The organism is Mycolicibacter heraklionensis (assembly GCF_001021505.1).
Taxonomy (GTDB): domain Bacteria; phylum Actinomycetota; class Actinomycetes; order Mycobacteriales; family Mycobacteriaceae; genus Mycobacterium; species Mycobacterium heraklionense.
The window spans coordinates 485711-510178 of the sequence record NZ_LDPO01000001.1 but is presented as its reverse complement, the minus strand read 5'-3'; the positions used below and the strand labels follow the sequence as shown (position 1 = coordinate 510178).

General features: G+C 68.5%; 28 protein-coding genes. 18 read left to right on the top strand and 10 right to left on the bottom strand.

What is annotated here, in order from left to right; genetic code table 11:
• Window positions 1–77 precede the first annotated feature (77 nt).
• Genes ABW16_RS02530 through ABW16_RS02515 form a run of 4 tightly spaced genes read left to right on the top strand, consistent with a single transcriptional unit; the run spans window position 78 to window position 3728 of the window.
• On the top strand, window positions 78–1277 hold the full coding sequence (locus ABW16_RS02530) for a TetR/AcrR family transcriptional regulator (RefSeq protein WP_233424674.1): 1200 nt from the start codon (window positions 78–80) through the stop codon (window positions 1275–1277).
• A 32-nt stretch (window positions 1278–1309) separates the two neighbouring features.
• Window positions 1310–1696, top strand: a complete 387-nt coding sequence (locus tag ABW16_RS02525) for a DoxX family protein (protein ID WP_047317494.1) — start codon at window positions 1310–1312, stop codon at window positions 1694–1696.
• Window positions 1697–1724: 28 nt separating this feature from the next.
• Window positions 1725–2348 carry a TetR/AcrR family transcriptional regulator gene (locus tag ABW16_RS02520; RefSeq protein WP_047317493.1) on the top strand — a complete coding sequence of 208 codons (624 nt, stop codon included), beginning with the start codon at window positions 1725–1727 and terminating at the stop codon, window positions 2346–2348.
• A gap of 39 nt (window positions 2349–2387) precedes the next feature.
• A complete protein-coding gene (locus tag ABW16_RS02515) occupies window positions 2388–3728 on the top strand; it encodes a flavin monoamine oxidase family protein (RefSeq protein ID WP_109519443.1) in 1341 nt (446 codons plus the stop codon).
• A gap of 18 nt (window positions 3729–3746) precedes the next feature.
• On the opposite strand, the gene ABW16_RS02510 is transcribed toward ABW16_RS02515, so the two are convergent.
• Both ABW16_RS02510 and mrf read right to left on the bottom strand, forming a co-directional pair.
• A complete protein-coding gene (locus ABW16_RS02510) occupies window positions 3747–4001 on the bottom strand; it encodes a type B 50S ribosomal protein L31 (RefSeq protein WP_047317492.1) in 255 nt (84 codons plus the stop codon).
• Complete coding sequence (gene mrf / locus ABW16_RS02505; protein WP_047317491.1) at window positions 3998–5188, bottom strand: ribosome hibernation factor-recruiting GTPase MRF; 1191 nt, start codon at window positions 5186–5188, stop codon at window positions 3998–4000. Before mrf ends, ABW16_RS02510 begins: the two co-directional genes overlap by 4 nt.
• A gap of 104 nt (window positions 5189–5292) precedes the next feature.
• Between mrf and rpmB the strand changes: the two genes are divergently transcribed.
• Genes rpmB through rpsR form a run of 4 tightly spaced genes read left to right on the top strand, consistent with a single transcriptional unit; the run spans window position 5293 to window position 6266 of the window.
• The gene (rpmB, locus tag ABW16_RS02500; protein WP_047317490.1) at window positions 5293–5529 is read left to right on the top strand and encodes a 50S ribosomal protein L28; all 237 of its coding nucleotides are present in this window, start codon (window positions 5293–5295) and stop codon (window positions 5527–5529) included.
• Complete coding sequence (gene rpmG / locus ABW16_RS02495) at window positions 5529–5693, top strand: 50S ribosomal protein L33 (protein ID WP_024441797.1); 165 nt, start codon at window positions 5529–5531, stop codon at window positions 5691–5693. Before rpmB ends, rpmG begins: the two co-directional genes overlap by 1 nt.
• Before the next feature lie 3 nt (window positions 5694–5696).
• Window positions 5697–6002 carry a 30S ribosomal protein S14 gene (rpsN, locus tag ABW16_RS02490; protein ID WP_047317489.1) on the top strand — a complete coding sequence of 102 codons (306 nt, stop codon included), beginning with the start codon at window positions 5697–5699 and terminating at the stop codon, window positions 6000–6002.
• Window positions 6003–6266 carry a 30S ribosomal protein S18 gene (gene rpsR / locus ABW16_RS02485; RefSeq protein WP_047317488.1) on the top strand — a complete coding sequence of 88 codons (264 nt, stop codon included), beginning with the start codon at window positions 6003–6005 and terminating at the stop codon, window positions 6264–6266.
• A gap of 250 nt (window positions 6267–6516) precedes the next feature.
• Here rpsR and ABW16_RS02480 read toward each other — a convergent pair whose 3' ends face one another.
• Window positions 6517–6963, bottom strand: coding sequence for an ArsR/SmtB family transcription factor (locus ABW16_RS02480; RefSeq protein ID WP_233424672.1), 447 nt, complete (start codon window positions 6961–6963; stop codon window positions 6517–6519).
• Window positions 6964–7051: 88 nt separating this feature from the next.
• On the opposite strand from ABW16_RS02480, the gene ABW16_RS02475 reads away from it, so the two are divergent.
• The 6 genes from ABW16_RS02475 (at window position 7052) to ABW16_RS02450 (ending at window position 14264) form a co-directional block, all read left to right on the top strand.
• Window positions 7052–11374, top strand: a complete 4323-nt coding sequence (locus ABW16_RS02475; RefSeq protein ID WP_233424671.1) for an HAD-IC family P-type ATPase — start codon at window positions 7052–7054, stop codon at window positions 11372–11374.
• A gap of 16 nt (window positions 11375–11390) precedes the next feature.
• Complete coding sequence (locus ABW16_RS02470) at window positions 11391–11807, top strand: nuclear transport factor 2 family protein (protein WP_047317487.1); 417 nt, start codon at window positions 11391–11393, stop codon at window positions 11805–11807.
• 25 nt (window positions 11808–11832) lie between these two features.
• Complete coding sequence (gene crcB / locus ABW16_RS02465) at window positions 11833–12234, top strand: fluoride efflux transporter CrcB (protein ID WP_047317486.1); 402 nt, start codon at window positions 11833–11835, stop codon at window positions 12232–12234.
• Entirely contained in the window at window positions 12231–12581 is a 351-nt protein-coding gene (locus tag ABW16_RS02460; protein WP_047317485.1) for a DUF190 domain-containing protein, read from the top strand. Before crcB (ABW16_RS02465) ends, ABW16_RS02460 begins: the two co-directional genes overlap by 4 nt.
• Window positions 12578–12946 (top strand): fluoride efflux transporter CrcB, encoded by a 369-nt coding sequence (crcB, locus tag ABW16_RS02455; RefSeq protein WP_047317484.1) that lies wholly within the window; start codon window positions 12578–12580, stop codon window positions 12944–12946. The genes ABW16_RS02460 and crcB (ABW16_RS02455) overlap by 4 nt, the downstream gene beginning before the upstream one ends.
• Window positions 12947–13052: 106 nt before the next feature.
• A complete protein-coding gene (locus ABW16_RS02450; protein WP_047317483.1) occupies window positions 13053–14264 on the top strand; it encodes an acyl-CoA dehydrogenase family protein in 1212 nt (403 codons plus the stop codon).
• A 47-nt stretch (window positions 14265–14311) separates the two neighbouring features.
• Here the strand turns inward: ABW16_RS02450 and ABW16_RS02445 are convergent, their stop codons facing one another.
• Complete coding sequence (locus tag ABW16_RS02445; RefSeq protein ID WP_047317482.1) at window positions 14312–14818, bottom strand: pyridoxamine 5'-phosphate oxidase family protein; 507 nt, start codon at window positions 14816–14818, stop codon at window positions 14312–14314.
• A 54-nt stretch (window positions 14819–14872) separates the two neighbouring features.
• Window positions 14873–15613, bottom strand: a complete 741-nt coding sequence (locus ABW16_RS02440) for an SDR family NAD(P)-dependent oxidoreductase (protein WP_047317481.1) — start codon at window positions 15611–15613, stop codon at window positions 14873–14875.
• A 60-nt stretch (window positions 15614–15673) separates the two neighbouring features.
• On the opposite strand from ABW16_RS02440, the gene ABW16_RS02435 reads away from it, so the two are divergent.
• From ABW16_RS02435 to ABW16_RS02425, 3 genes are all read left to right on the top strand, one after another.
• On the top strand, window positions 15674–16513 hold the full coding sequence (locus ABW16_RS02435) for an SDR family oxidoreductase (RefSeq protein WP_047317480.1): 840 nt from the start codon (window positions 15674–15676) through the stop codon (window positions 16511–16513).
• Between the two features lie 27 nt (window positions 16514–16540).
• Window positions 16541–16966, top strand: a complete 426-nt coding sequence (locus tag ABW16_RS02430; RefSeq protein ID WP_047317479.1) for an SRPBCC family protein — start codon at window positions 16541–16543, stop codon at window positions 16964–16966.
• Window positions 16967–17142: 176 nt separating this feature from the next.
• Complete coding sequence (locus ABW16_RS02425; protein WP_047317478.1) at window positions 17143–18060, top strand: acyl-ACP desaturase; 918 nt, start codon at window positions 17143–17145, stop codon at window positions 18058–18060.
• Window positions 18061–18064: 4 nt separating this feature from the next.
• Here ABW16_RS02425 and ABW16_RS02420 read toward each other — a convergent pair whose 3' ends face one another.
• The 5 genes from ABW16_RS02420 to ABW16_RS02400 all read right to left on the bottom strand — a co-directional run bounded on the left by ABW16_RS02420 (window position 18065) and on the right by ABW16_RS02400 (window position 23743).
• Window positions 18065–18994: a class I SAM-dependent methyltransferase gene (locus tag ABW16_RS02420; RefSeq protein WP_047317477.1), complete on the bottom strand. Its 930-nt coding sequence runs from the start codon at window positions 18992–18994 to the stop codon at window positions 18065–18067.
• A gap of 70 nt (window positions 18995–19064) precedes the next feature.
• Complete coding sequence (locus ABW16_RS02415; RefSeq protein WP_047317476.1) at window positions 19065–20426, bottom strand: PPE family protein; 1362 nt, start codon at window positions 20424–20426, stop codon at window positions 19065–19067.
• 123 nt (window positions 20427–20549) lie between these two features.
• Window positions 20550–21788: an Nramp family divalent metal transporter gene (locus ABW16_RS02410; protein WP_047317475.1), complete on the bottom strand. Its 1239-nt coding sequence runs from the start codon at window positions 21786–21788 to the stop codon at window positions 20550–20552.
• A 72-nt stretch (window positions 21789–21860) separates the two neighbouring features.
• On the bottom strand, window positions 21861–22937 hold the full coding sequence (locus tag ABW16_RS02405) for an NAD(P)H-dependent amine dehydrogenase family protein (RefSeq protein ID WP_047317474.1): 1077 nt from the start codon (window positions 22935–22937) through the stop codon (window positions 21861–21863).
• Window positions 22938–22951: 14 nt separating this feature from the next.
• A complete protein-coding gene (locus ABW16_RS02400) occupies window positions 22952–23743 on the bottom strand; it encodes an SDR family oxidoreductase (RefSeq protein ID WP_047317473.1) in 792 nt (263 codons plus the stop codon).
• Window positions 23744–23845: 102 nt separating this feature from the next.
• On the opposite strand from ABW16_RS02400, the gene ABW16_RS02395 reads away from it, so the two are divergent.
• Window positions 23846–24451 (top strand): TetR/AcrR family transcriptional regulator, encoded by a 606-nt coding sequence (locus ABW16_RS02395; RefSeq protein ID WP_047317472.1) that lies wholly within the window; start codon window positions 23846–23848, stop codon window positions 24449–24451.
• Window positions 24452–24468 lie beyond the last annotated feature (17 nt).

Genomic DNA, 24468 nt, shown 5'->3' with positions numbered 1-24468 from the left:
GGATGAAAACGTAAATTGTGGTTAACGTATGGGTGGCGAGTCCAACAGTCAACACGGGGGTGAAAATGGTTGCGGCCATGGCGGCGGGATCGCCGACTGCGGTGCAGCGCCGCCGCAAGGACCGCAAGGCTCAGATCGTCCGCGCCGCAGCCCGCGCGTTCAGCGATCGCGGCTACCACGCGGTCGGGGTCGACGAGATCGCCGCCGAGGTGGGTATCTCTGGACCGGCGCTGTACCGGCACTTCGCCAACAAGTACGCGCTACTGGTCGCGACCGCCGAGTACACGGCGGGGGCGCTGGTGAGCGCCGCGCGATCCGCCGACGACCCGAGCCGGCCGGTGCAGGAGCGGTTGCGCGCGATCACCGCCGCGCTGATCGAGACCACGATCGGGACGCGACGCGAGGGCGCGTTCTATCGGTGGGAACGGCGCTACTTGCAGCCGCCGGAGCGCAAGGACATTCGGGCCAGCTACGACGCGCTCAACGCCGCGATCGCCGAACCACTGGCGTTGCTGCGCCCGGGACTTCCCGACGCCGACGTGGCGATCCTGGCTGCGGCGGCGCTGAGCGTGATCGGCAGCATCTCCGCGCACCGAACACGGCTGCCGGCCACCGCACTGCAGGAACTGCTCGGTGAGCTGTGCTGGTCGGTGCTCAACGCGGAGCTGCCGGCGGCACCTTCGGGGCCTGCGCCCCGACGACCGGAGCAGGGCCTGCCGAGCACGTCCAAACGCGAACGGCTACTCGCCGAGGCCATCCGCATGTTCGGCCAGCGGGGTTTCTACGAAGTCAGCATCGAGGAGATCGGCACCGCCGCCGGCTTGAACGGCTCCAGCGCCTACCGCTACTACCCGAGTAAGGCGGCCTTGCTGGCCGCCGCCTTCCACCGGGCCAGCGCCCGAGTGCTGATGGCCATCACCGACGCCCTGGCCGAGTCGACCAGTCCGCGGCAGGCGGCCCTGCGCATCGCCGAGCGCTACACCACGCTGGCGTTCGCCGCTCCCGAGCTGATCAACATCTACTTCGCCGAGTTCGCCAACCTGCCCGAACCCGACCGGGTCGAATTGCGCGGCCTACAGCGGCAGAACGTCGACGAATGGGCCCACCTGGTGGGGCAGGTTGGCGTCGGCGAGACCGAAGCGGTGTTCCGCGTCCACGCGGCACTTGCCCTAGTCGTCGATTTGGGACGCCTGGTTAACTTCGATGATCGCGACGAACAGCGGTCGCGGATTCACGCCCTGATGGCCGCCGTGCTTTTCGGCGGCGGCAGCCGATGACTCCAGCGCGCCGCGCTGGCTACGATCGAACGATGACTGCCGCACCGTCAGAACAGCAAGGCGCCGTGAACATTGCGCGCGGGCTGGCCGGAATGCTGCTGGGCATGGGTGCCGCGCATTTTGTCGTGCCGAAGCCGTTCGACGCAATCGTTCCGGCCGAGTTGCCGGGCGGTCCGCGCCTTTACACGCATGTCTCCGGAATCGCCGAGGTTGCGACGGGTGCGTTGTTGTTATGGCCGCGGACCCGCCGTACGGCAGGCCTCGTCGCGGTCGCGCTGTTCCTCGCGGTGTTCCCGGCCAACGTCAACTGTGTCCGGTTGTTCTGGACCAAGCCGTGGTTGAGGGCTGCGATGATCGCGCGGTTGCCGCTGCAGATTCCGATGATCGCCGCCGCGTTGCGGGTATGGCGCGCCGGTTAGTGCTGGCTTCATGAATGCGGTGGCCTAGATGGCCTACGTCAAGGCATCCGAGCGTGAGGGACAGATCGTCGCGGCCGCGATGCGAGTGCTCAGTGAAGTCGGTGTCGCGGGTACGACGTTGCGCGGGGTTGCCGCTGAAGCCGGGATCCCCCTGGGGACGTTGCACTACGTGTTTCCGTCCAAGGACCAACTGCTGCGTGCGGTCATTGCCACGGTCATCGACGACGTCGTGGACACCGTGCGCGCCGATCTGCAGCTCGACCGGGGAGTGGCCCATGCGCTTCGGCAGGGCGTGACGAACTTCTGGAGCACATTGGTCGAAAGCGACGCCGGCCTGCAGATCATCCAATACGAGCTGGCCATGTACTCGGTACGAAGCGAAGGTTCCGGCGGGCTGGCCCAGCTGCAGTATGAGCGCTACACCGCGCTGGTCACCGAGTTCTGCGCGCAGGCCGCGCAGGCGGCGGGGGAGCGCTGCGCCGTTGATTTCGACAGCCTCGGGCGGCTCGCGCTCGCCCTGGTGGACGGCTTGATCGTGCAGTACGTGACAAGCCCGGACCCCGAGCGGGCGAGGCGCGATCTCGGACGTGCCGTCGACATGGTCGTGCAATTCGCCGATCCGCAGCCCGCCGGCAAACGCCTGCGCCGCTGATTCCACGCAGCTGATGCGTCGGACGGTCGGCGGCGGCCCTTGACTCGGTCGGTTGACCGACTTAAATTTGTGGCCGTGGAGCGACAGGATGCGGCGGTGGCCGTCGTGGGCGCGGGGCTGTCCGGACTGACGGCCGCCCGTGAACTGCACCGGGCCGGCGTCGATGTGCTCGTTCTCGAGGCCGCCGACCGGCTCGGCGGACGGGCCATGACCGAGACCAGTGCCTTGGGGTCGCGAGTGGACCTCGGCGGTCAGTGGATCGGCCACGACCACCACCGGATCAAGGCGCTGGCTTCCGAATTGGGCGCCACGCAGTTCCAGATGCACACCCGGCCGTTGCCCGTCGTGGTCGACGGATCGCGCAGGTTACGTGCGGCGGGGCCGTCGATGCTGGTGGCCCTTCTCGTTCTCGTCGGCGTCGAACTCTGGTCTCGGGTGGCCAACACGCAACGCTGGAATACCACCACCGTCGAAGCGTGGCTGCGTCACCTGCCGAGGCGCACTCGACGGCTGCTCGAAGTGCTGGGGTTCATCTCGTGGACGGCTGACCTGGATCGCTTCTCTGTTCATGCGATGGCGCAGAGCATCCGCCAGCAGGGCGGGCTGCGGACCATGCTGGCGACGGCCGGGGGTGCTCAGGAGTCCTTGGTCGCCGAAGGGATCGGCACGCTGATCGATGGCCTTGCCGCCGAGCTCGGTGCGCGAGTGCGCCCGGGGCATTGGGTCACGGCGATCATTTGTCGCGGCGATGGCCTCACCATCCACACGACCGCGGGCGAAATCCGTGTCGCGAAAGTCATTGTGACGGTTCCGCCACCGATCGCCGGGCGAATCACATACGACCCACCGCTCCCGCCGAGTCGCGCCGCATTGGCGTCCGACACCTATATGGGCTCGGTGTACAAGGGTGTGGCGGTATTTCCGCGCCCGTTCTGGAGAGACCGAACAGGCGGTGAGTTTCTGGTTCTGGACAAGCCCGGCAGGGCAGTGTTCGACACCGGTGCGCCGGGCGGGCCAGGCCATCTGTGCGTGCTCGTGGGCGGACCAGAGGCGCGCGAGCTTGACCGACTCGATGCTGTCGATCGGCGTCGTTCGGTGCTCGGTGCGCTGGTCCGCTATGTCGGGCCTGACGTTCTCGAACCGGTGAGCTGGCATGAAAAGTCATGGCACCTCGATGAATACGTCGGTGGCGGCTACGTCGCGCTGGCCCAGCCCGGGACCACTGCCGGCATCCCGCCGATCGCGTGCACCCCGATCGGCGACATTCATTGGGCGGGCGCCGAGACGGCCCGCGACCACGCGGGCTACCTCGAGGGCGCCATCGAATCGGGGACCCGCGTGGCGCGCGAAGTGATCGAGGCGCTCGTCAGTTCCCAGTGACGTTGCGTGGGAACAGTTCTACCGTTGTCCATAGCGGCGGCGGAACTTCTCGACTTGCCCGGCGGTGTCAACGATTCGGCTGTTGCCGGTCCAAAACGGGTGCGACGCCGAGCTGATCTCCACGATCACCAGCGGGTGGCTGCGCGTGCCCGTCGGCGTGGGCCAGTCGATGGTGCGGTCGCTGGTGACGGTGGAGCGGGTCAGGAACGTCTGGCCGGTGGTGGCGTCCTGGAAGACGACGGGGTGGTAGTCGGGATGGATGCCGGGTTTCATCGCTGGTCTCCGTCTCGGGTGTGGTAATGGGAAATATTTACTGTGGCCGTTGAGGTTTCGTCGCACGGCTCCTGGTGGTGGTCGCCGAATGGGTCGGGATAGCCGGACCACTGGTTCGGCAGGCGAAACTCGTGGTCGGTGAGCAATGCCTGCGACAGGGCCTCGCGGATCTTCTCGGGGCGGGCTCCGCAGGCCAGGACCACCAGCGACGTGTGCCGATCGCCGTAGCGATGGTCCCAGATCAGGTCGGCGAAGGCATGCCGTTCCGGGCTGACCCGGGCGGCCTCCGCGGCCGTCATCGCGGCCAGCCACTTACCGGCCGACGAGGTGTGCAGCCCGCCGCCCGCCGACTCCAGCCAGATCGCTCGCTCACCCCGGTTGGCCAACCACAGCCGGCCGCGCGCACGGATCACTCCGTCGAGCAGGACATCGAGGGCCGCGTGCAGGCGTTGCGGGTGAAACGGTCGCCGGGAATGAAATTCGATCATCTCGACCGGCCCCTCCGCCCGCAGCGGCGGTTGACCGGCCAACAGCGGGGCGTGCGGATCATCGCCGCGACCTCGGCGGGCGCCGTCGTCGAGATGGGTCAGTGCCTGTTCCAGGCGGTCGGTGCCGGCGGTGATGCGTGCCAGCGGAGCCAACCGGCGCAGCACCGCCAACGCGGTCGGGTCCGGGTCGAAAACCACCAGCGCATCAGCGGATTCGGCCTGTCCCACCACTACCTGCGCGATGGTGCGGCCGTCGTCGAGTTCGTCGTCGCCGAGAGCTTGCGGCAGCCACGCCGTGGCGTCGAGGCACGTGACCACCGCGGCGACGGTGACATCGCGGCCGGCCGGGCCGTCGATGTACCCCGGTCCGACTCGGACCCGAACGTTGCGGATCGCCCAGCAGATGGGCTGCGGTTCCAGCCAGTCGGGCAACTGGACGGCGATGCGCTCAACCCCAGCACGCCGGTGAAGCCGGCGCAACAGCACCAGCAGGTCGTTGCGCAGCGTGCAGGATACACAGCCATGCGCCAACTCCAGGGCCGAAGTCGTGGTAGCCGCTGTCCCACTGGCGATTTCCCGAACCACCACATGACCGTCCAGGCCGTAGGAGACGGTCACCGTACCCGTCTTGGCCTGCAAGGCTCTGGCCGCTGCTTCGGTGCCGTACTGTCCGGCCACCAGGATCACCGGAGTCCGCATCACCCTCCTATTGGAAATCATTGTCATTAAGGCCGTCTCTACGGTAGCCTCCAGCGCATCGCTTGTCGACAATCATTTTCAATAAGCTTTGGAGGAGGGTTCTGGTGTCTGCACGCTGCCAAGTCACCGGCCGGGCTCCCGGATTCGGGAACGCGGTGTCGCACTCGCATCGCCGCACCCGACGCCGCTGGTCGCCCAATATTCAGGTCAGGACCTATTACCTGCCGTCGCAAGATCGCCGGGTCACCCTGCGGGTCAGCGCGAAGGGCATCAAGGTCATCGACCGTGACGGTATCGAGGCTGTGGTGGCCCGGCTGCGTCGCGAAGGGGAGCGGATCTGATGGCGCGAACCGATATTCGCCCCATCGTCAAACTGCGCTCCACCGCGGGGACCGGCTACACCTACGTCACCCGTAAGAACCGGCGCAACGACCCGGACCGGCTGGTGCTGCGTAAATACGACCCCGTGGTCCGGCGCCATGTCGATTTTCGGGAGGAGCGCTGAGCCGTGGCCAAGAAGTCCAAGATCGTCAAGAACGAGCAGCGCCGTGCGCTGGTGGCCCGCTACGGCGAGCGGCGCACTGAACTCAAGCAGATCATCCGGTCACCGTCGAGCAGTGCGGAGCAACGGTTGGCAGCCCAGCGTGAACTGGCCCGCCAGCCGCGCGATGCCAGCCCGGTGCGGCTGCGCAACCGCGACTGCGCCGACGGGCGTCCCCGCGGCTACCTGCGCAAGTTCGGGCTGTCGCGGGTGCGCGTGCGTCAGCTGGCACACGACGGTCACCTGCCCGGCGTCCGGAAGGCGAGTTGGTAGATGGCAGCCAAACCCAAAGGCGCTCGGCGTGTTCCGCAGACTGCGGCACGTGCTGCCAAGGCCAACCCGCTGACCCGACTCGGCCTCGCCGCGGTCGACTACAAGGACACCGCGACGCTGCGGCTCTTTATCTCCCCGCGCGGCAAGATCCGCTCCCGGCAGGCCACCGGACTGACCGTCCGTCAACAGCGCCAGGTCGCCGGCGCCATCAAGAACGCCCGGGAAATGGCGCTGCTGCCCTATCCGGGCGTCTTTCCCGAATGATCCGGTCGACGGCTCAACGGCTCAACCGAGGTGGAACACGACCTCTAGTGTCAGGAACCCGAAGACGAGCAGCCCGAGGATTCCCGCTATCACCGGAAGAACAAGCACTGGGTCTTTCATGGCTGCAGACGTTATACAGCCCTTGGTTGTAAAAATTTGAAACGTGGTGTCGATCACGCGATCTCGGGACTTTGGTCTGTGATCGGCATCACGATCGTCTTCCGTGCCGGACCGCGCTCGCCGCGCGGTTTCACGACCCTCTCGGCGGGTCCGGTGCGAGGCCGCCGTCCGGGGCGATGTGCGCGAAGATCTGCTGGAGCAGGGTCAGGATGTGCGGGTCGTCGACGGTGTAGATGTGGTGGCGCCCGTCGCGCCGTGCGTTGATCAGCCCGGCCAGCCGCAGCTTGGTCAAGTGCTGGCTCATGGTGGCGACGTTGACGCCGGTCCGTCTCGCCAGGGTTGTCACGTCGTAGGCGTCCTGGGCGGCCAGCCACATCACGTGCAGGCGCGCCGGACTGCTGAGCAGCGCGAACGTGCTCGCGGCGGATGCCAGTTGGGGTTGGGTCGGTTCGTCGGTCCGGTTGACTGAACTGATTTCTTCGGACAGCCGTTCTTCATCTTTTGCCATGGCGGCATTCATTTTGTCCCAACTCCCATGGCGGGATTCGCCGAACGACACATTCGCATAGTTGCGCAATCGCCAAAGTGTCGCCAGAATTGGGCAGTTCCGGCGGCGCCTTGGCCGCCCGGCGGGTACGGCCCAGGCCCGCCGTCAGACCACAGGATTGGTTACTGCCGAATTGATTCCGACATCGTTGCTGCTGCGACCGGCCACCCTGGGAATCCGTGCGGCGTCAGCCGTCGTCGGCGCGGCGGCCCGCAGTGCGTCGGCCACCACCGAGGCGGTGGGGGCCATCACCTCGGCCGGCCTGCAGGTCGCCGCGCTGCCGATTCGCGAGGCCACTCGGATGCTGTCCGGCGAATCCACCACGGCGACGCTGACCCGCAGGTGCTGGCGCGGGGAAGGCCGCGCCTGGATCGAGGTACGTGGCTTGACTGAATCCCCCGAACTCGGGCAGCGGGTGCTTGACACGCTCGTCGCCGAACCCGGCGTGGTGTCGGCGCGGCTGAACCGCCCGTTGTCTCGGGTCGTGGTGGAACTGGCGGTCGAAGGTGCGCAGGTAACGCTGAATGACCTGTGCCGCCTGATCGCCGAGACCGAACGCAGCTACCGCCACTCCGACGGCACGGCAGCTCCGATCGGGGCAGCGCCGGCCACCGTCCTGCCCGGCGACGGGTTGCTGCTGATGGCCCGCGGCGTGATGGTCGGCGTCAACGCCGCCGGGTCGGCCATCGCGGTCGCCGGGCGCGCGCTGCGGCTGCCGCAGGCGCCGATCACCGTCGACGCCGTCGCGGCGCTGGCCAACTACCAGCCGTGGTTGCGCCGGCAACTCGCCGACCGAATCGGCAGGGGACCTGCCGACACGGTGCTGTCGCTGATCTCCACCGGAGCGCGTATCGCCACCCTGTCGCCGGCCACGCTGGCAGTGGACTTGGCGTTGCAAGGTGTCAAAGCCGCCGAGTCTGCGGCCGCGGCGCAGGCCTGGAACCGCCACGAGCCGTACCTGGCCCGGCACGCCGACCAGGCTCAGGTGCACGTGCCGTCGCGGCCGGTGCCGCTACCGGAGGGGGCGGTCGACCGCCACGGCAGGCGGGTGGGCTACGTCCAGTTGTTCGGGGCCGGCCTGGTGGGAGTGCTCACCCGCAACGTCACCACAGCCGCGACCGCGGCCGTGGTCGCCTCCCCGAAAGCCATGCGCACCACCACTGAATCGTTCGCGGCCACGCTGAGCCGGTCATTGGTCGAGCAGCACGCCGCGCTGCCGTTGCGCCCGGAGGGCCTGCGCCGACTCGACCGCGTCGACGCCGTCCTCATCGATCCCCGGCTGCTTTGCACCGCCACCGCACGCCACCCGCTGGCTGCGGCGATGCTGGCCGAGGCTCGGGCATCGGGCGCGGAACTGGTCACCCTCGACGTCGAAGCCCTGGGTGAACTGCGTCCCGCGTTCGACGAACTGGCGCCGGTCGATACCGCCGCCGACGACGAACAACTCGACGAGGCGCTGGCTGCCGCATTGACGGCACGCCAGCAAGACGGCCGCACCGTTGCGGTGCTCACGTCGAGCGGTGCGCAGGCACTCGCCTGCGCCGACGTGGGCCTGGGGATCCTGCCCGGCGACTCGGAGACGCCACCGCCATGGGAGGCGGATCTGCTGCTGGCCGACTTGGCCGGCGCCTGGCGGGTGCTGCACGCGATACCGGCGGCGCGCGCGGCCGCCCAGCGCGGCATCTCCCTGTCCACCGGCGCATCGACACTCGGTGCACTGCTGATGGTTCCCGGGGTGCGGGGCGGTCGCGGTCCCGGGCCGGTCACCGCCGGGGCAGCCACCGGACTGCTCTCGGGATACCTGCTGGCTCGCCAGGTGGCTCGGACGCAGCCGCCGCGGCCCGCGCCGGCCTACGAATGGCATGCGATGTCACTGGACGAGATCCGCGCGATTCTGCCGGTCCCCGACCTCGCCTGTGCCGCCGCCGAACTCGACGCCGCGCCACCGCACATGGCCTGGCAGTTCATCAGGGCGGTGCGTGCCGAACTGTCGGATCCGCTGATGCCGGTGCTGGCACTGAGCTCGGCGGCCACCGCAATGCTGGGTTCGCCGGTGGATGCGTTGATGGTCAGCACGGTGCTGATCGGCAACTGCATGCTCGCGGCAGCCCAGCAGCTGCAGGCCGAGAACCGGCTGAACCGGCTGCTGGCCCAACAGACCCCGCCCGCCCGCACCGTCGCGCCGGGCACCAATACCTACACCGAGATCGTCGCGGACCGCCTGATACCCGGCACCGTGATCGAGGTCCGCAGCAACGAGGTGGTGCCCGCCGACGCGCGGCTGATCGAGGCCACCGACCTCGAAGTCGACGAATCATCGCTCACCGGCGAATCACTGTCGGTCGACAAGCAGACCGCGGCGACACCGGGCGCCGAACTCGCCGAGCGGCGCTGCATGCTCTACGCCGGCACGACAGTTGTCGCCGGCACCGCACGGGCCGTGGTCACCGCCGTCGGCGCCGACACTCAGGCCCGTCGTGCCGCCGAGCTGGCCGCCGGGGATCTGCCGGTGGTCGGCCTGCAGCACCAGCTGAGTCAGCTGATGAGTCGCGCGTTCCCGGCCAGTGCCGGCGGCGGGCTGATGGTGGGTCTGTTGGGGATGCTGCGCGGCGGTGGCCTGCGTCTGGCCCTGGGCAACGCTATCGCGGTCGCCGTGGCGGCGGTGCCCGAGGGCATGCCGCTGATGGCGACCCTGGCCCAGCATGCCTCAGCCCAACGCCTGACCGATTCCGGTGCGCTGGTGCGCATTCCCCGCTCGGTGGAGGCCCTGGGCCGGGTTGAGGTGGTCTGCTTCGACAAGACCGGAACACTGAGCGAGAACCGGCTACGGGTCACCCGGGTGTACCCCGTCGCCGGCCACGCCGAGGACGACGTGCTGCGATGCGCGGCCAACGCCGCGCCGGCGCCCGAGGGCGACCCCCACACGCACGCCACCGACCAGGCCGTCACCGAGGCCGCCGCCGGTATCGGCAGCCTCTGGACCACCCCGGACGCCCACCTGCCGTTCCGCTCCGGCCGGGCGTTCTCGGCGTCGGTGGTCGGTCGGGAACTGATGATCAAGGGGGCACCCGAAGTGGTGCTGGCCGCCTGCACCGACCTCGGCCCGGACAGTGACGCGCCGGTCGCCGAACTCGCTGCCGGCGGGCTGCGGGTGATCGCGGTGGCGCAGCGCCGCCTCAGCGCCGCACAGGTGAAGTCGCTGGCCGATGACCCGGACGCTCTCGCCGGACTGTGCGGCGAGGGACTGACGCTCACCGGGTTCCTCGGCATCTCCGACACCCCCCGAGCCGAAGCGCCGCAACTGCTCGCCGACCTGGCGGAGCGGGGCGTCGGCATCCGGCTGATCACCGGCGATCACCCCGTCACCGCCACCGCGATCGCCGCGGAACTGGGGGTGCCGGTCACCGCCGAGCAGGTCATCACCGGCGCGGAGTGGAACGCGTTGTCGCGCAAGGGCCAGGAACGTGCGGTGGCGCAGCGGGCGATCTTCGCCCGGATGTCCCCGGAGAACAAGGTGCAGGTGGTGCAGACCCTCGAACGCAGTGGCCGGGTCTGTGCCATGGTCGGTGACGGCGCCAACGATGCGGCGGCGATCCGGGCCGCCAGCGTGGGTCTCGGCGTCGTGGCGCGCGGCAGCGACTCGGCGCACCTCACGGCCGACATCGTGTTGACCGACGGGCGCATCGGCGCACTGGTGGATGCCATCGACGAGGGCCAGCGACTGTGGCGCGGGGTGCAGCTGGCGGTGACGGGCCTGCTCGGCGGCAACGTCGGCGAGGTGATCTTCGGTGTCGTCGGCACCGCGCTGTCGGGGACCTCGCCGCTGAACAACCGCCAACTGCTGCTGATGAACATGTTGACCGACGCGCTGCCGGCCACCGCGGTCGCGGTCAGCACCCCGGCCGGCTCCTCGCATCGAGTCGTGCACGGCATCGACGAACGCAGCCTGATGCGCGCCGTCGCGGTCCGCGGAGCGATCACCGGGGCCGCGGCCAGCGCGGCATGGGGGATGGCTCGCCTTTCTGTTGTACCGGGCGCCCGGCAACGCGCCGCCACGGTCGCGCTGATCACGCTGGTCACCACCGAGCTGGCCCAGACGCTGGTCGACTCCCACGCGCCGTTGGTATTGCTCACCGCCGCTGGTTCATTCGCAGCGTTCGCGGCGATGATCAGCCTGCCCGGAATCAGCCAGCTCCTGGGTTGCGTACCGGTGGGACCGCTGGGCTGGTCGGAGGCCCTGGGAGCCACCGGCGCCGCAGTGCTCGCGATCGCCGCGGCGCCGCACGTGCTGCCGGCCCGGGGGCGCGAGGCACCGGAGACCGGCACCGAGATCGAGTCAGGCCCGATGGCCACCGTGGCTGTGCTGCGGCCGGCAGGCGACCAGGCCTCCTCGGCCGCGGCCGCTGGTGGGTCTACCGTGATGGTCAGTCGTACCAACTGACCAGCGGAGGCGTGGCATGCACCCATTCCGGCAAGCCGTCGAGGCCCGTGACGCCGCGGCCATCGAGGCGCTGTTGTCCGACGATGTCGTGTTCACCAGTCCGGTGGCGTTCAAGCCCTACCCGGGCAAGCCGGTCACCGCGGCGATCCTGCGCGCCGTGATGCGTGTCTTTGAAGACTTCCGCTACGTGCGAGAGATCGCTGACGCCTCCGGGCGTGACCATGCCCTGATATTCGAAGCGTCGGTCGACGGTAAACGGCTCAGCGGATGCGACTTCCTGCATATGGACGACGACGGCAAGATCGACGACTTCGTCGTGATGGTCCGGCCGCTGTCGGCGGCTACCGCGCTGGCCGAAGCCATGGCGCAGCAGTTCGAGCAGATCACCCGTGAGGCCGCCGCGCCGCATGGACATGGCGACGGCTCTGCCTAGCCGGAACCGATAGCGGGGCTCCGCGGTGCATGAGCAGACGCCGGTAGTCGCGGCCGTGGCCGTCGGCGGCGCGATCGGTGCCTGCGCGCGCTACGCCGTCGCGCTGGCATTGCCCACCCCGGTCGGTGGGTTCCCTTGGGCCACAATGGTAATCAACGTGAGCGGGTGTGCGCTGATGGGGGTGCTGATGGTGGCGATCACCGAACTGTGGGTCGGACATCGACTGCTGCGTCCGCTGCTGGGCACCGGCGTGCTCGGCGGCTACACCACGTTTTCCACCTTCTCCGGCGACGTCGACACCCTGATCGCCGCCGGACAGCCGGTCCCGGCTTTGGTCTACCTGCTCACCACGCCGGTGGCAGTGTTGATCGCGACCTGGACCGCTGCCAGCCTCACCCGCCGTCTGGTCATCAGGAGGACAGCATGAGCGAGCTCACCGGACGCGCGTTGCGCCTGACGGTATTCCTCGGAGAGAGCGACACCTGGCATCACAGGCCGGTGTACAGCGAGATCGTGCACCGAGCGCATCGGGCCGGCCTGGCCGGCGCGTCGGTGTTCCGCGGCATCGAGGGCTACGGAGCGTCCTCGGCCATCCACACCACCCGGCTGCTGTCGATGTCTGAGGACCTGCCGGTCTCGGTCATCATCGTCGACGCCGCCGAGCGGATCCGTGCCTTCCTGCCGGAGCTGGACGAGTTGGTCACCGAGGGCCTGATCCTGCTGGATGAAGTCGAGGTCATCCGCCACGTCGGGCGACGCCCCGCCGGCCAGTGACCTGGCTGCTGGTCATCGCCGGCGCCGCGGTGGGGGCGCCGTTGCGCTACCTGACCGACCGATTCGTCCAGGCCCGCCACGACACCACCTTCCCGTGGGGCACGTTCACCGCCAATGTGCTGGGCAGCCTGGTCCTGGGTGTGCTCATGGGCGCCGCGAGCCCCGGCGACCAAGGGCTGCACCTGTTGGTCGGCACCGGTCTGTGCGGCGCGCTGACCACATACTCGACCTTTTCCTACGAGACCCTGCAGCTGGCCGGCGTCGGTGCGCGGCTGTACGCGCTGGCCAACCTGGTGCTCACCTTGACCTGCGGGCTGGGCGCCTATTACGTCGGCAATGTCGCGGCACAAGCGATTTGGGCCTGACCGATCCGCGGGTTAGGTGACGCTGCGCAATTGCTTCCAGCATGAGGTGCCACAATCGAGCCCGACAGTGTCCCGTGGCGTCCGCCCAGTCCTTCCAGGAGTAGCAATGTCGTTCTCGGTAGAGCTCAGCGATGACGTGATCGAGGTGCGGGACTGGGTCCATCAGTTCGCCGCCGAGATCGTCCGCCCGGCGGCCGCCGAATGGGATGAGCGGGAAGAGACGCCGTGGCCGATCATCCAGGAGGCCGCCAAGATCGGCCTGTACTCGCCCGAGTTGTTCGCCACCCAGGCCGCCGAGCCCAGCGGGATCGGCATGCTCACGGTGTTCGAGGAACTGTTCTGGGGTGACGCCGGGATCGCCTTGTCGATTCTCGGCACCGGGTTGGCGGCGGCGGCCCTGGCGGGCAACGGAACTCCCGAACAGCTGGGCCGGTGGCTGCCCGAGATGTTCGGTACCGCCGATGACCCCAAACTCGGGGCCTTCTGCTCCTCGGAACCCGATGCCGGCTCGGATGTCGGCGCGATCCGGACTCGCGCCCGCTTCGACGAAGCAACACGTGAATGGGTGCTCAACGGCACCAAGACCTGGGCCACCAACGGCGGTATCGCCAACGTGCACATCGTGGTCGCCTCGGTCTACCCCGAACTCGGCTCACGCGGCCAGGCCACGTTCGTCATCGGGCCCGACACCAAGGGGCTGGCCCAGGGCCAGAAGTTCAAGAAGCACGGCATCCGGGCCTCGCACACCGCCGAGATCGTATTGGACAACGTCCGTTTGCCCGAGGACATGATCCTCGGTGGGCGAGAGAAGTTCGAGGAGCGCGTCGCCCGGGTCAAATCCGGTGCATCCGCCCGCGGTCAGGCCGCCATGAAGACCTTCGAGCGCACTCGTCCGACCGTCGGGGCGATGGCGGTCGGGGTGGCGCGCGCCGCGTACGAATACGCCCTCGAATACGCCTGCCAGCGTGAGCAGTTCGGCCGCAAGATCGGTGAGTTCCAGGCCGTAGCCTTCAAACTGGCGGACATGAAGAGCCGGATCGACGCGGCACGGCTGATGGTCTGGCGGGCCGGCTGGATGGCGCGCAACAACAAGGCCTTCGACAACGCCGAGGGCTCGATGGCCAAGCTGTTCGCCAGCGAGACCGCGGTCTACGTCACCGACGAGGCGATCCAGATCCTCGGCGGCAACGGCTACACCCGCGACTACCCGGTCGAGCGGATGCACCGCGATGCCAAGATCTTCACCATCTTCGAAGGCACCAGCGAGATCCAGCGGCTGGTCATCGCCCGGGCGATCACCGGCCTGGCGCTGCGCTGATCAGCCCGGTCGGCTACTGCGCGATCGTTGCGCGCAGTGGCCTAGGGTCAGAAGGCGAACCGGGTGCAGTCGGTTGGGAACGCGAACCAGGCCAGGGCCCGCCGGGGGATGATCATCCGCAGTCCGCCGCCGTCCTGGCCCGCCCAGGCATCGGGGCCGGGAGCGTACTGCGGGTGGTATTTCTCGAACGCGGTCGCCAATCGGGCTCCGAGGTCGTTGGGGTTTGCTGAGGTCGCTGTGGAGATTCCCTCGACGATCACCACTTGCGTACCGCTTTCCAGTGTCAGGGTGCACGCCGGGTTGTCCTGGAGGTTGCGCGCGTGGCGTGTGGTGGGTGCGCCGTCGTAATAGAAGCGGCCGTCGAGCCACACGCCCCAACGCGGTACGGAGTGCGGGGTGCCGTCCGGGCGCACCGTGGTCAGCCAATAGTGCTGGGACGCGGTCAATCGCTGTTCAACTTCTGACCAGCTCAACAAGCCTTCCGCCGAACTCGGCAATCCGTAGCCCTCTGGCAGGACGGGACGTGTCGCGGTAGGGCCCGGTTTCGGTTCCATGGCCCACACGCTAGCTCTGACGTCCGACAGGGATACCGCTCTGCCGGATGCGTCCTAGCCGGCCGTCTTCCCGTTGTCGGTCAGGTAGACCGCGCCGTGCACCGCGGCGGCGGCATCGCTGGCCAAAAAGGCGATCACCTCGGCGACATCGGCCGGGGCGCTCATCCCGCGCGGTGAGGCCACCCGCATGATCAGGTTGACGTCGGCGCCCTCGGGAAGCTGGAAGTTGGTCACCTGCGGGGTCAGCATCCCACCCGGGCACACCGCGTTGACCCGCAGCTTCTCCGCGGCGAACTCCACGGCCAACGCCCGGGTCAGCCCGACGAGCCCGTGCTTGGCCGCGCAGTAGCCCGCCGAGTACGCCTGCCCTTCCACCCCGGCGATCGAGGCGACGTTGACGATATTGCCGCCCGCCTCCAGCAGGTGCGGCAGCGCGGCGCGGCACAGGAAGAACGGCCCGTTGAGGTTGACCGCCAGATCGTGGGCCCACTCGTCGTCGGTGACGGCCGGCGTGTGGCGCATCTGGTGGGCGCCGGCGACGTTGACCAGCACGTCGAGCCGCCCGAACTGGGCGACACACTGCTCGACGGCCGCCGCGCAGGCCGCCGCGGTGCTGATGTCGGTGGGGGCGTACTGCCCGCCGGGCACGTCGGCGAACACCATGGCGAGCCGCTCGGCATCGCGCGCCAGCCCGAACACCGTCGCGCCGCGCCGGGCGAACAGTTGGGCCGTCGCCGCGCCCAGGCCCGACGAGGCTCCGGTCACCAGCGCCACTTTGCCTGACAGATCAGCCATTTCGACTCTCCGCATCACCCAGTCGACCGGCACCGGGGCGCAGCCGTCTACCGTCCAGTTATGGCTTCAGTATCAGTGATCACCGGCGGCGCGGGCGGCATGGGTCTGGCGACGGCCAAGATCCTGGGCCGAGACCACACCGTGGTGTTGTGCGATGTTCGGCAGGAGCGGCTCCACTCGGCGCAGGTCGCGCTCTCCGAGCTCGGCATCGCCGCGACCGCTGTCAACTGCGATGTCACCGATCGTGACGCGGTCACCCGGCTGTTCGACACCGCGACCGGTCTCGGGACGCTGGCGTCGGTGGTCCACACCGCGGGGGTCAGCCCGAGCATGGGTGACGCCGAATTCGTCATGCGCACCAACGCCTTCGGCACCCTCGTCGTCAACGAGGTGTTCTACGACGTCGCCGGCGACGGCGCGGTGATCGTCAACGTGGCTTCGATGGCCGCGCAGCTGCTGCCCGACAAGGCATACCCCACCAAGCAGTTCCCGCTGGCGCTCAGCGACGGCGACGCCTTCGTGGCCGCGATGACGGCGTACTGCAACAACGCACCCGAGCAGATGCGCTCGGGCTTCTCGTACACGGTCAGCAAGGCCTTCGTGAAGTGGTACTGCGCCGCGCAGGGCGAGCGATTCGGCGGCCGCGGGCTGCGCATCGTCTCGGTGTCGCCGGGCAACATCGACACCGAGATGGGGCGGCGCGAAGAGAAGGCCGGGGTGGGCATGATGATGCCCGACGCGCTGATCCCGCGGTGGGGCACGCCCGAGGAGATGGCCGAGCTGTTCGCCTTCTGCGCCGGAAACAAGTGCGCCTATCTCACCGGCGCCGACATCCTCGCCGACGGGGGAGTGGTCGCCTCGATGCGGGAACGCGCCCGGGTGGCCGCCGAACTTGGGTAGCGTGCCGTTGAGGGGAAGGGAGCGCCGATGCACTACACCCGCACCGATCCCATCGCGGCCCGTCCCAGCGACGTCTGGGCTGTCCTGACCGATGTCGAGCATTGGCCGGACTGGACCGCATCGATGCGTGAGATCACCCGGCTCGACTCCGGTCCGCTGCGAGTCGGCAGCACCGCCCGAGTCCGGCAGCCCACCGGGCGGCCGATGGTGTGGACGGTCACCGACCTGGTCGACGAGCGGTCCTTCACCTGGTCGGCGTCGATGGCCGGAATCCGGTTCACCGGCTTCCACGAGCTGACGCCGACCGGCTCAGGGGTGCGGGCCGTCCTGACTTTTACGCTGACCGGTCCGATGGCCTGGCTGGCCGGCCTGCTCGCCGGCGGCCGGATACGTCGCTACGTCGACATGGAGGCCGAGGGGCTCAAGCGGCAGTCGGAAGGCCGGGCGCGGTAGCTGGGGTAGCTGAGCTGGTCGGTGGATTCGAGGTGCGGAATGCGCCGAAGCAGCTAAGTTAACGGTTGACACGCGGCGGGGTGGGTGCTTACCGTGGAGCAAACCTACGGGACCGTAGGTTTGGCTGGGGGGCCAAGCGACAGCCCACCTGTCGATCAGGGAGGGGACCAAAAACTATGGTGAACGTCCAGACGGCACTGCTTCACGAGCTGGAGCCGATTGTCGAACAGAACCTCAATCGCCACCTCAAGGCCGCCAAGCCGTGGTTGCCGCACGACTACGTGCCGTGGAGCAGGGGACGCGACTTCGCGTTCCTCGGCGGCGAGGACTGGGTTCCCGAAGACTCCCCGCTGGACCCGGTCGCCAAGTCCGCCCTGCTGGTCAACCTGCTGACCGAGGACAACCTGCCGTCGTACCACCGCGAGATCGCCACCACCTTCAGCCGGGACGGCGCCTGGGGCACCTGGGTCGGCCAATGGACCGCCGAAGAGGGCCGCCACAGCATCGCCCTGCGCGACTACCTCATCGTCACCCGCGGCATTGACCCGGTGAACCTCGAGAACATGCGGATGCAGCACACCATCGCCGGCTATGACGCCGGCGGCAAGTCAGCGCTGCAGGTACTGGCCTACGTGTCGTTCCAGGAACTCGCCACCCGGGTCTCGCACCGCAACACCGGCAAGGCCTCCGGATGCCCGATCGCCGACCAGTTGCTGGCCCGGGTCGCTCTCGACGAGAACCTGCACATGGTCTTCTACCGCAACCTCATGCAGGCGGCGCTGGACATCGCGCCGGACGAGGCCATGTGCGCCATCCGCGACGAGGTGATCGGCTTCTCGATGCCCGGGATGAACATGCCCGGCTTCCAGGAGAACGCCATCCTGATCGCCAAGGCCGGCATCTACGACCTGCGCATCCACCACGATGAGGTCATCCAGCCCGTGCTGCGGTTCTGGAAGGTCTTCGAGCGCAATGACTTCGGCGCGGCGGGCGAGGAGGCCCGCGAGCAGATCGCGGGCTTCATGAAGATGGTCGACGAGCGGGCCACCTACTACGAAGAGAAGGCCAAGGCGCGCGAGAGCGTCTCCGCCTAGCCGCCTAGCCCTTGATCGACGTGTAGTAGATCGTGTCGGCCATCGACACCGAGTCGGCGGCGCGCGCGGGCGCGGGACGCCCGTGCTGCGTCAGCAGCTCGGTCATGGTCACGCCCGTTGAGGCCCAGCCCAAGGGGTCGAGGTAGGCGGCGACGTCGTTGCGGTCACCTTCGTACCCGAGTTCGGAGAACTCCAGGTCGAAGCCGTGCGCCCGCCATTTCTCGGTGGCGCTGCGCATCATTTCCCGGGCCTGATCGTGCTGGTCCGCGGAGATGTTCGGAATGGCCTCGGTGGCCAGCCGGCTGCCGTCGGCGCTCAGTGCGGCGATGTTGTCCAGCAGCCGGTCCTGCGCGTCCGGCGGGAGGTAGCCGAGCAGTCCCTCGGCGATCCAGGCAGTGGGCTGGGTGCGGTCGAACCCCGCCTCGATCAGCGCGGCCGGCCAGTCGTCGCGCAGATCGACGGCGACGCCGCGGCGATCGGCGGTCGGCTCGGCGCCCAAGTCGGTCAGTGCCGCGGCCTTGAATGCCAAGACCTGTGGCTGGTCGATCTCGAAGATCGTCATGCCGGAGGGCCACGTCAGTCGGTAGGCGCGCGCATCCAGGCCCGATGCCAGGATCACCGCCTGGCGAATCCCGGACCGGGTGGCGTCGGCAAAGAACGTGTCGAAGAAGCGAGTGCGGACGGCCATCGCGTCGGGCATCTGGCCGAGCTTCCACCCGGAGTCGTGGTCGTCGAAGTCGGTGCCCGCCAGGTCGCTGGCGGCCCACTTGGTCAGGAAGTCGACGCCGACGGCCCGGACCAGCGGCTCGGCGAAGCGGTCGTCGATCAGGGGATTGTCGGCCTTGGTGGCGAGGGCCCGGGCGGCAGCCACCATCGTCGCGGTGGCTCCCACGCTGGTGGCCAGGTCCCAGGTGTCGTGGTCGGTGCGTGCCATGAGCGCTCCTCGAAGTAGTAGGCAATGCAACTTACTTAGCCTAGCAAGTATTTAGTACAGTTAATAAACGTTAGGGGTCGGGCGGTTGTTCCCGACCCGGGGCCCAGGTGGTGGGCAGCATCGGTGTCGTCGCGGCGTTGCCGAAGGCGTCTTCGTCTAACGTGGTCAACCCGGTTGCGTGTTTCCCGCTGACTCGAGGGTGGGTTCCGCCCAGGCCCAAGGCGCCTGCGTTGCGGTCGGACGCCGTCGCCGGCGGCGTCGCGGTGGGAGGCGGTGGTGTGTCGGGTACCACCGGATCGGAGCCCATGCTCACGGTGCTGCCGGGCTCCTTGGCCGCCGTGCGGCGCCGGCGACGCGCCGGGCTCGCGGCCGCCTTCCGGCTGCGAGCCCCCGCCGCGGGCGCGGCCTCCCGGTCGTTGAGCGTGGGGCCGAATCCTCTGTCGGGGCCGTTGCCGGCCCGGGCCGCCGCGCGGACCGCCGGGGCGACGGCTACCGGTGTCGCGATCAGGGGAGGGGCGGCGGGAGTCGGGGTGGTAGCTGTGACCGAAGTGGCGGGAGTCGGCGAGCCCGGGGCGAACCCGGCCGCGGGCACGTCATCGGGGGGCGGCGCCATGAACACTGCCGGTACCCTCGCGGCGACCACGGTGACGGGCTTCGCCACGCCCGCGATCACCGGCGCCAGGGGCGGCACGCTCGCGACCGGGGATGCCGCGGCATTGATGGCCTCGATGATGCGGTTCACGATCTCCACGATGATCGCGATGATCGGGCCGTCCAAGATGTCGGCGATCTCGAGGAAGATCGCCAGCGTTTCGTAGAGGGCCGTGAGGACGTCGGCCGGGTTGCCGCCGTCATCGTCGCCGCCGCCGTCGTTCTCGAACGCCAGGATCGACGGCGGCGACGGTGTGCGGGGCACCGAAGCCAAGGCCGTGTCCGACAGCGTTTGATAGGTCGCCATTGTGGTGGCGGCCTGGATCCACATCCGGACGTAGTCGGCTTCGGTGATCGCGATCGGAATGGTGTTGATGCCGAAGAAGTTCGTCGCAACCAGGACCGCGTGCGTGGCGTGATTGGCCGCCAGCTCGGCCATGGTCGGCATGGTGGCCAAGGCGCTGGCGTAGGCGGCTGCGGCGATCTCATGCTGGGCGGCGGCGCGCGCGCTGTCGGTGCTGGCCTGTGTCAGCCAGGCCGAATACGGTTGGTGGGCAGCAATATAACGCTCCGCGCTTGGTCCCAGCCAAGTCCCAGCCTGCACGGCGCTCAAGGTGGTGTTCAATTCTGCTGCTGCCGAAGCATATTCAGAGCTCAACGACGACCACGCGAATGCGGCGGCCATCAGTGCCCCCGGGCCCGGTCCGCTGCTCAACAGTGCTGAATGGACCTCGGGCGGCGAAGCCAGCCACGTCGGCGCAACCGCATGCAACTCGCCCATCAACTCCTTCGACGACGAACGCGCAACCTCACGCTAGGGGCGTCTGTCGACGAGGTCGGGACGGGCGGGCGGCGTAGGAGTTAACGTCGGAAGAACGCTCAGCAGGAAATGTGGAGGCGTTGCCTAGCGCAGGGTCAGGTAGATCAGCGCCGCATTGAGCACGCCGATCACCACGGTGACGGCCCAGCCGAGTGCCGAGGTCAGCGCCCCGTTGGCATCGGCGCCCATCAGTTCCCGGTCGCCGGTCACCCGGATCAGCGGTACCAGCGCGAACGGGATCCCGAAGGACAAGACCACCTGCGAGATCACCAATGCCCGAGTGGGCTCGATCCCGAGTACCAGGATCGCCAGCGCCGGGCCCAGCGTGATCAGCCGGCGCCACAGCAGCGGAACCGACACTCGTAGCAGGCCCTGCATGATCATCGCGCCGGCATAGGCGCCCACCGAGGTCGAGGCCAGTCCGGAAGCCAGCAGTCCGATCGCGAAGAACAGTGCGACCGTCGGGCCCAGCGTGTTGCCGACCGCGGCATGCGCCCCCTCGATGGAACCGGCATCGTCCAGGCCGCGCAGGTTGTTGGCGGCCACCAGCAACATGGCCAGGTTCAGCGTGCCGGCCGCCAGCATCGCCAGGCCGACATCCCAGCGAGTCACCCGCAGCAGTCGCCGTCGCGCCGGGCCGGGCGCGGGCTGGCCGTGCCGGTCGCGGGCCAGCCCCGAGTGCAGGTACACCGCGTGTGGCATCACCGTCGCGCCGAGGATCGCGGTGGCCAGCAGCACGCTTTCGGTGCCGTCGAAACGGGGCAGCAGGCCGGCGGCGACGTCGGCGGGCGCCGGTGGGGAGACCACCAGGCTGGCCAGGAACCCGATGGCGATGATGATCAGCAGCCCGCTGGTCACCTGCTCGAAGATCCGCGGACCGCGCCGGTCGCCGACTGCCAGCAGCGCCATCGACACCACTCCGGTGATGAGGCCGCCGAGCAGCAGCGGTAAGCCGAAGATCAGGTTCAACGCGATCGCGCCGCCCACGACTTCGGCGAGATCTGTTGCCATGGCCACCAATTCGGCCTGCAGCCAGTACGCGATCCGGACCGGCGTACGACTGTGGGCGCCGATCACCTCCGGCAGCGAGTGCCCGGTCACCAGTCCGAGCTTGGCGGACAGATACTGCACCAGCCCGGCCATCACGTTGGCCGCGACGATGACCCAGACCAGCAGGAAGCCGAATTTCGCCCCCGCGCTGACGTTGGCGGCGACGTTACCCGGGTCGACGTAGGCGATCGCAGCGACGAAAGCCGGGCCGAGCAACGCCCAGCCCGGCTTCAGTCGAACCGCGGTGCCTGCAGTCACCGACACCCTTTCCATCCGGATTAACGAACAGGAAAGTCAGGGTAGCCGGAAATTCGCCGATGCTCCGCGGTCACGCCGGCGTGGTGGTCAGCCGGCGCTGTAGAGGCCGCGGCCGGTGACCAGTGGCAGATCCAGCGTGGTCCGGATTCCCGGCTCGGCGGCGACCACCGCAGGAATCGCGTTGACGACCCGCATCGCGGTGGCCACCAGGCCGGCGTGGTTGTGGTCGCCATTGGGGCTGGACAGGCACAGGTCCAGCGCGTACGACGGCTCGCCGGTCACCTCGACGCGGTACGAGCCGCCTTCCTGGGCCGGCTGCGGCCACTCCGGGCACAGGTCTTCGCGCAGCCGGGTGACGTGCTCGAGGACCACGGCGGCCTTACCGTCAACCATGCCGCGCACCTCGAACCGCAACGCCGCGGCGGTGCCTTTCGCGATGTCACCCGAGGAAATCGAGAAGTCCTCCGGCGCGGGCACCCGGATGTGGGACTGCTCGACCGAGTCGAGTTCCAGGCCCAGGCCGGCCGCGAGCTGGCGCACCACCGAACCCCACGCCAGGCTCAGCACACCCGGCTGCAGCAGCATCGGGGTTTCGTCCATCGGCCTGCCGAAGCCCATCACGTCGAACATGACGGCCGCGCTGTCGTAGGTGGCGTAGTCGACGATCTCCATGCAGCGGATCTGCTGGATGCTCTGGCAGGTGCCGGCCAGCGCCAGCGGCAGCAGGTCGTTGGCGAATCCCGGGTCGATGCCGTTGATGAACAAGCTCGAACCGCCCTGCCGCGCAGCGTCTTCGATGGGGGTCAGCATCTCTGCGGGGATGACGTTCCACGGGTACTGCAGGAACACCGCGCTGCTGCCGACGACGTTGATGCCGGCGTTCAGGATGCGCTTGAAGTCCTCCAGCGCCTCGACGAGCCGGTTGTCGGCCAGCGCGGTGTAGACCACGCAGTCGGGCTTGGCGTCGAGCACCTGCTGCAGGTCGGTGGTCGCGATCACGCCGGTCGGCGTGTCCACCCCGGCCAGTTCCGCGGCGTCTTTGCCGGCCTTGGCGTCCGAGGACACCCACACTCCGGTCAAGTCGAACTCGGGGTTGGTGATCAGTGCTTTCAGCGCGTGGACACCGACATTGCCGGTGCCGATCTGCGCGACGCGAATAGTCATAGGTCAGTGGTTCCTCACAGATCGGGGACGGGCAGGTCAAGGTTCGGGAAGGTGATGCCGCCGTCGACTTCGAGCACCTTGCCGGTCAGGTAGGCGCCGGCCGGAGAAGCCAGATACAGGGCGGCGGCCGCGATCTCCTCGGGCTCACCGAGTCGACGCAGCGGCGTGGCCTTCTCCATCGGGGTCCGCAGCTCCTCGTTGGAAGCCACCACGTTCAGCGCCGAGGTCATGATCGATCCCGGTGCGATGGCGTTGACGCGGATCTTGGGGCACAGGTCCAGCGCGGCCAATCGGGTGTAGTGGGCCAGCGCGGCCTTGGCCGTGCCGTAGGCGGCGAACCCTCGCCCGGGCACCCGCCCCATGGTGGAGGTGATGTTGATGAACGACCCGCCGCCGGAGTGCTCCAGCATCAGCGGCACCGCCGCGATGGTCAGTGCGTGCGCCGTCGCGACGTTGAACGTGAACGCGTCTTTGAGGTCTTTGGTCGACGTGGTCAGCAGGGTGTTGGGCATCGTTCCGCCGACGTTGTTGACGACGATGTCGAGCTTGCCGAACGCCTCGACAGCTTCGGCGGCCAGCTTCGCCGTCTCCTCGGGATGGGCGAGGTCGGCGACCACGATGTGGGCACGACGACCCGCCGCGCGGACCTGTTCGGCGACGGCCTCTAGTTCGGATTGGGTGCGTGAGGCGATCACCACGTCGGCGCCGGCCTCGGCGAACGCGACGGCGATGGCGGCGCCCAGGCCCCGGCCAGCACCGGTGACTACGGCTGTTTGATTATCGATTCGGAATTTGTCGAGTATCACGGCGCCACGCTAACAAGGAATGAGCGTGAGCTGAACCCTTTTTTGAAACACGTTCTAATTCGATGTTTGGTGACTGTCCGCGGGTTTTGGCGGCGGCATTCTATGGTTGATGCCGTGACTTCGAACCTCGATCTTTCCGGCGCCTCCACCTGGTCGCCGCGTGAAGCCGAGTTGTTGGACGTCACCTTGGCGCTGCTGCAGGAGAACGGCTACGACCGATTGACGGTTGACGCGGTCGCGGCCACGGCACGAGCGAGTAAGGCCACGGTCTACCGACGCTGGCCGTCGAAGGCCGAATTGGTACTGGCCGCGTTCACCGAGGGCATCCGTCAGGTCGCGGTTCCGCCCGACACCGGCACGCTGCGGGGTGATCTGCTGCGCTTGGGCGAGCTGGTCTGCCAACAGACCGCCCAACACGCCGGCACGCTGCGGGCGGTACTGGTGGAGGTGTCGCGCAATCCCGCGCTGAACGAGGCGATGCAGCGCCAGTTCATCGATCAGCGCAAGGCGCTGATGCAGCACATTCTGCGACTGGCGGTCGGCCGGGGGGAGATCGATGCCGCCGCCATCGATGATGACCTGTGGGACGTGTTGCCGGGGTATCTCGTCTTCCGGTCCCTGGTCTCGGGCCGGGCGCCCACCGCGCGCACCGTGGCGAGTCTGGTCGACGGCGTGATCCTGCCGGCTCTCACCCGCCGCGTCGACTGATCTCGCCGGCAGGAATC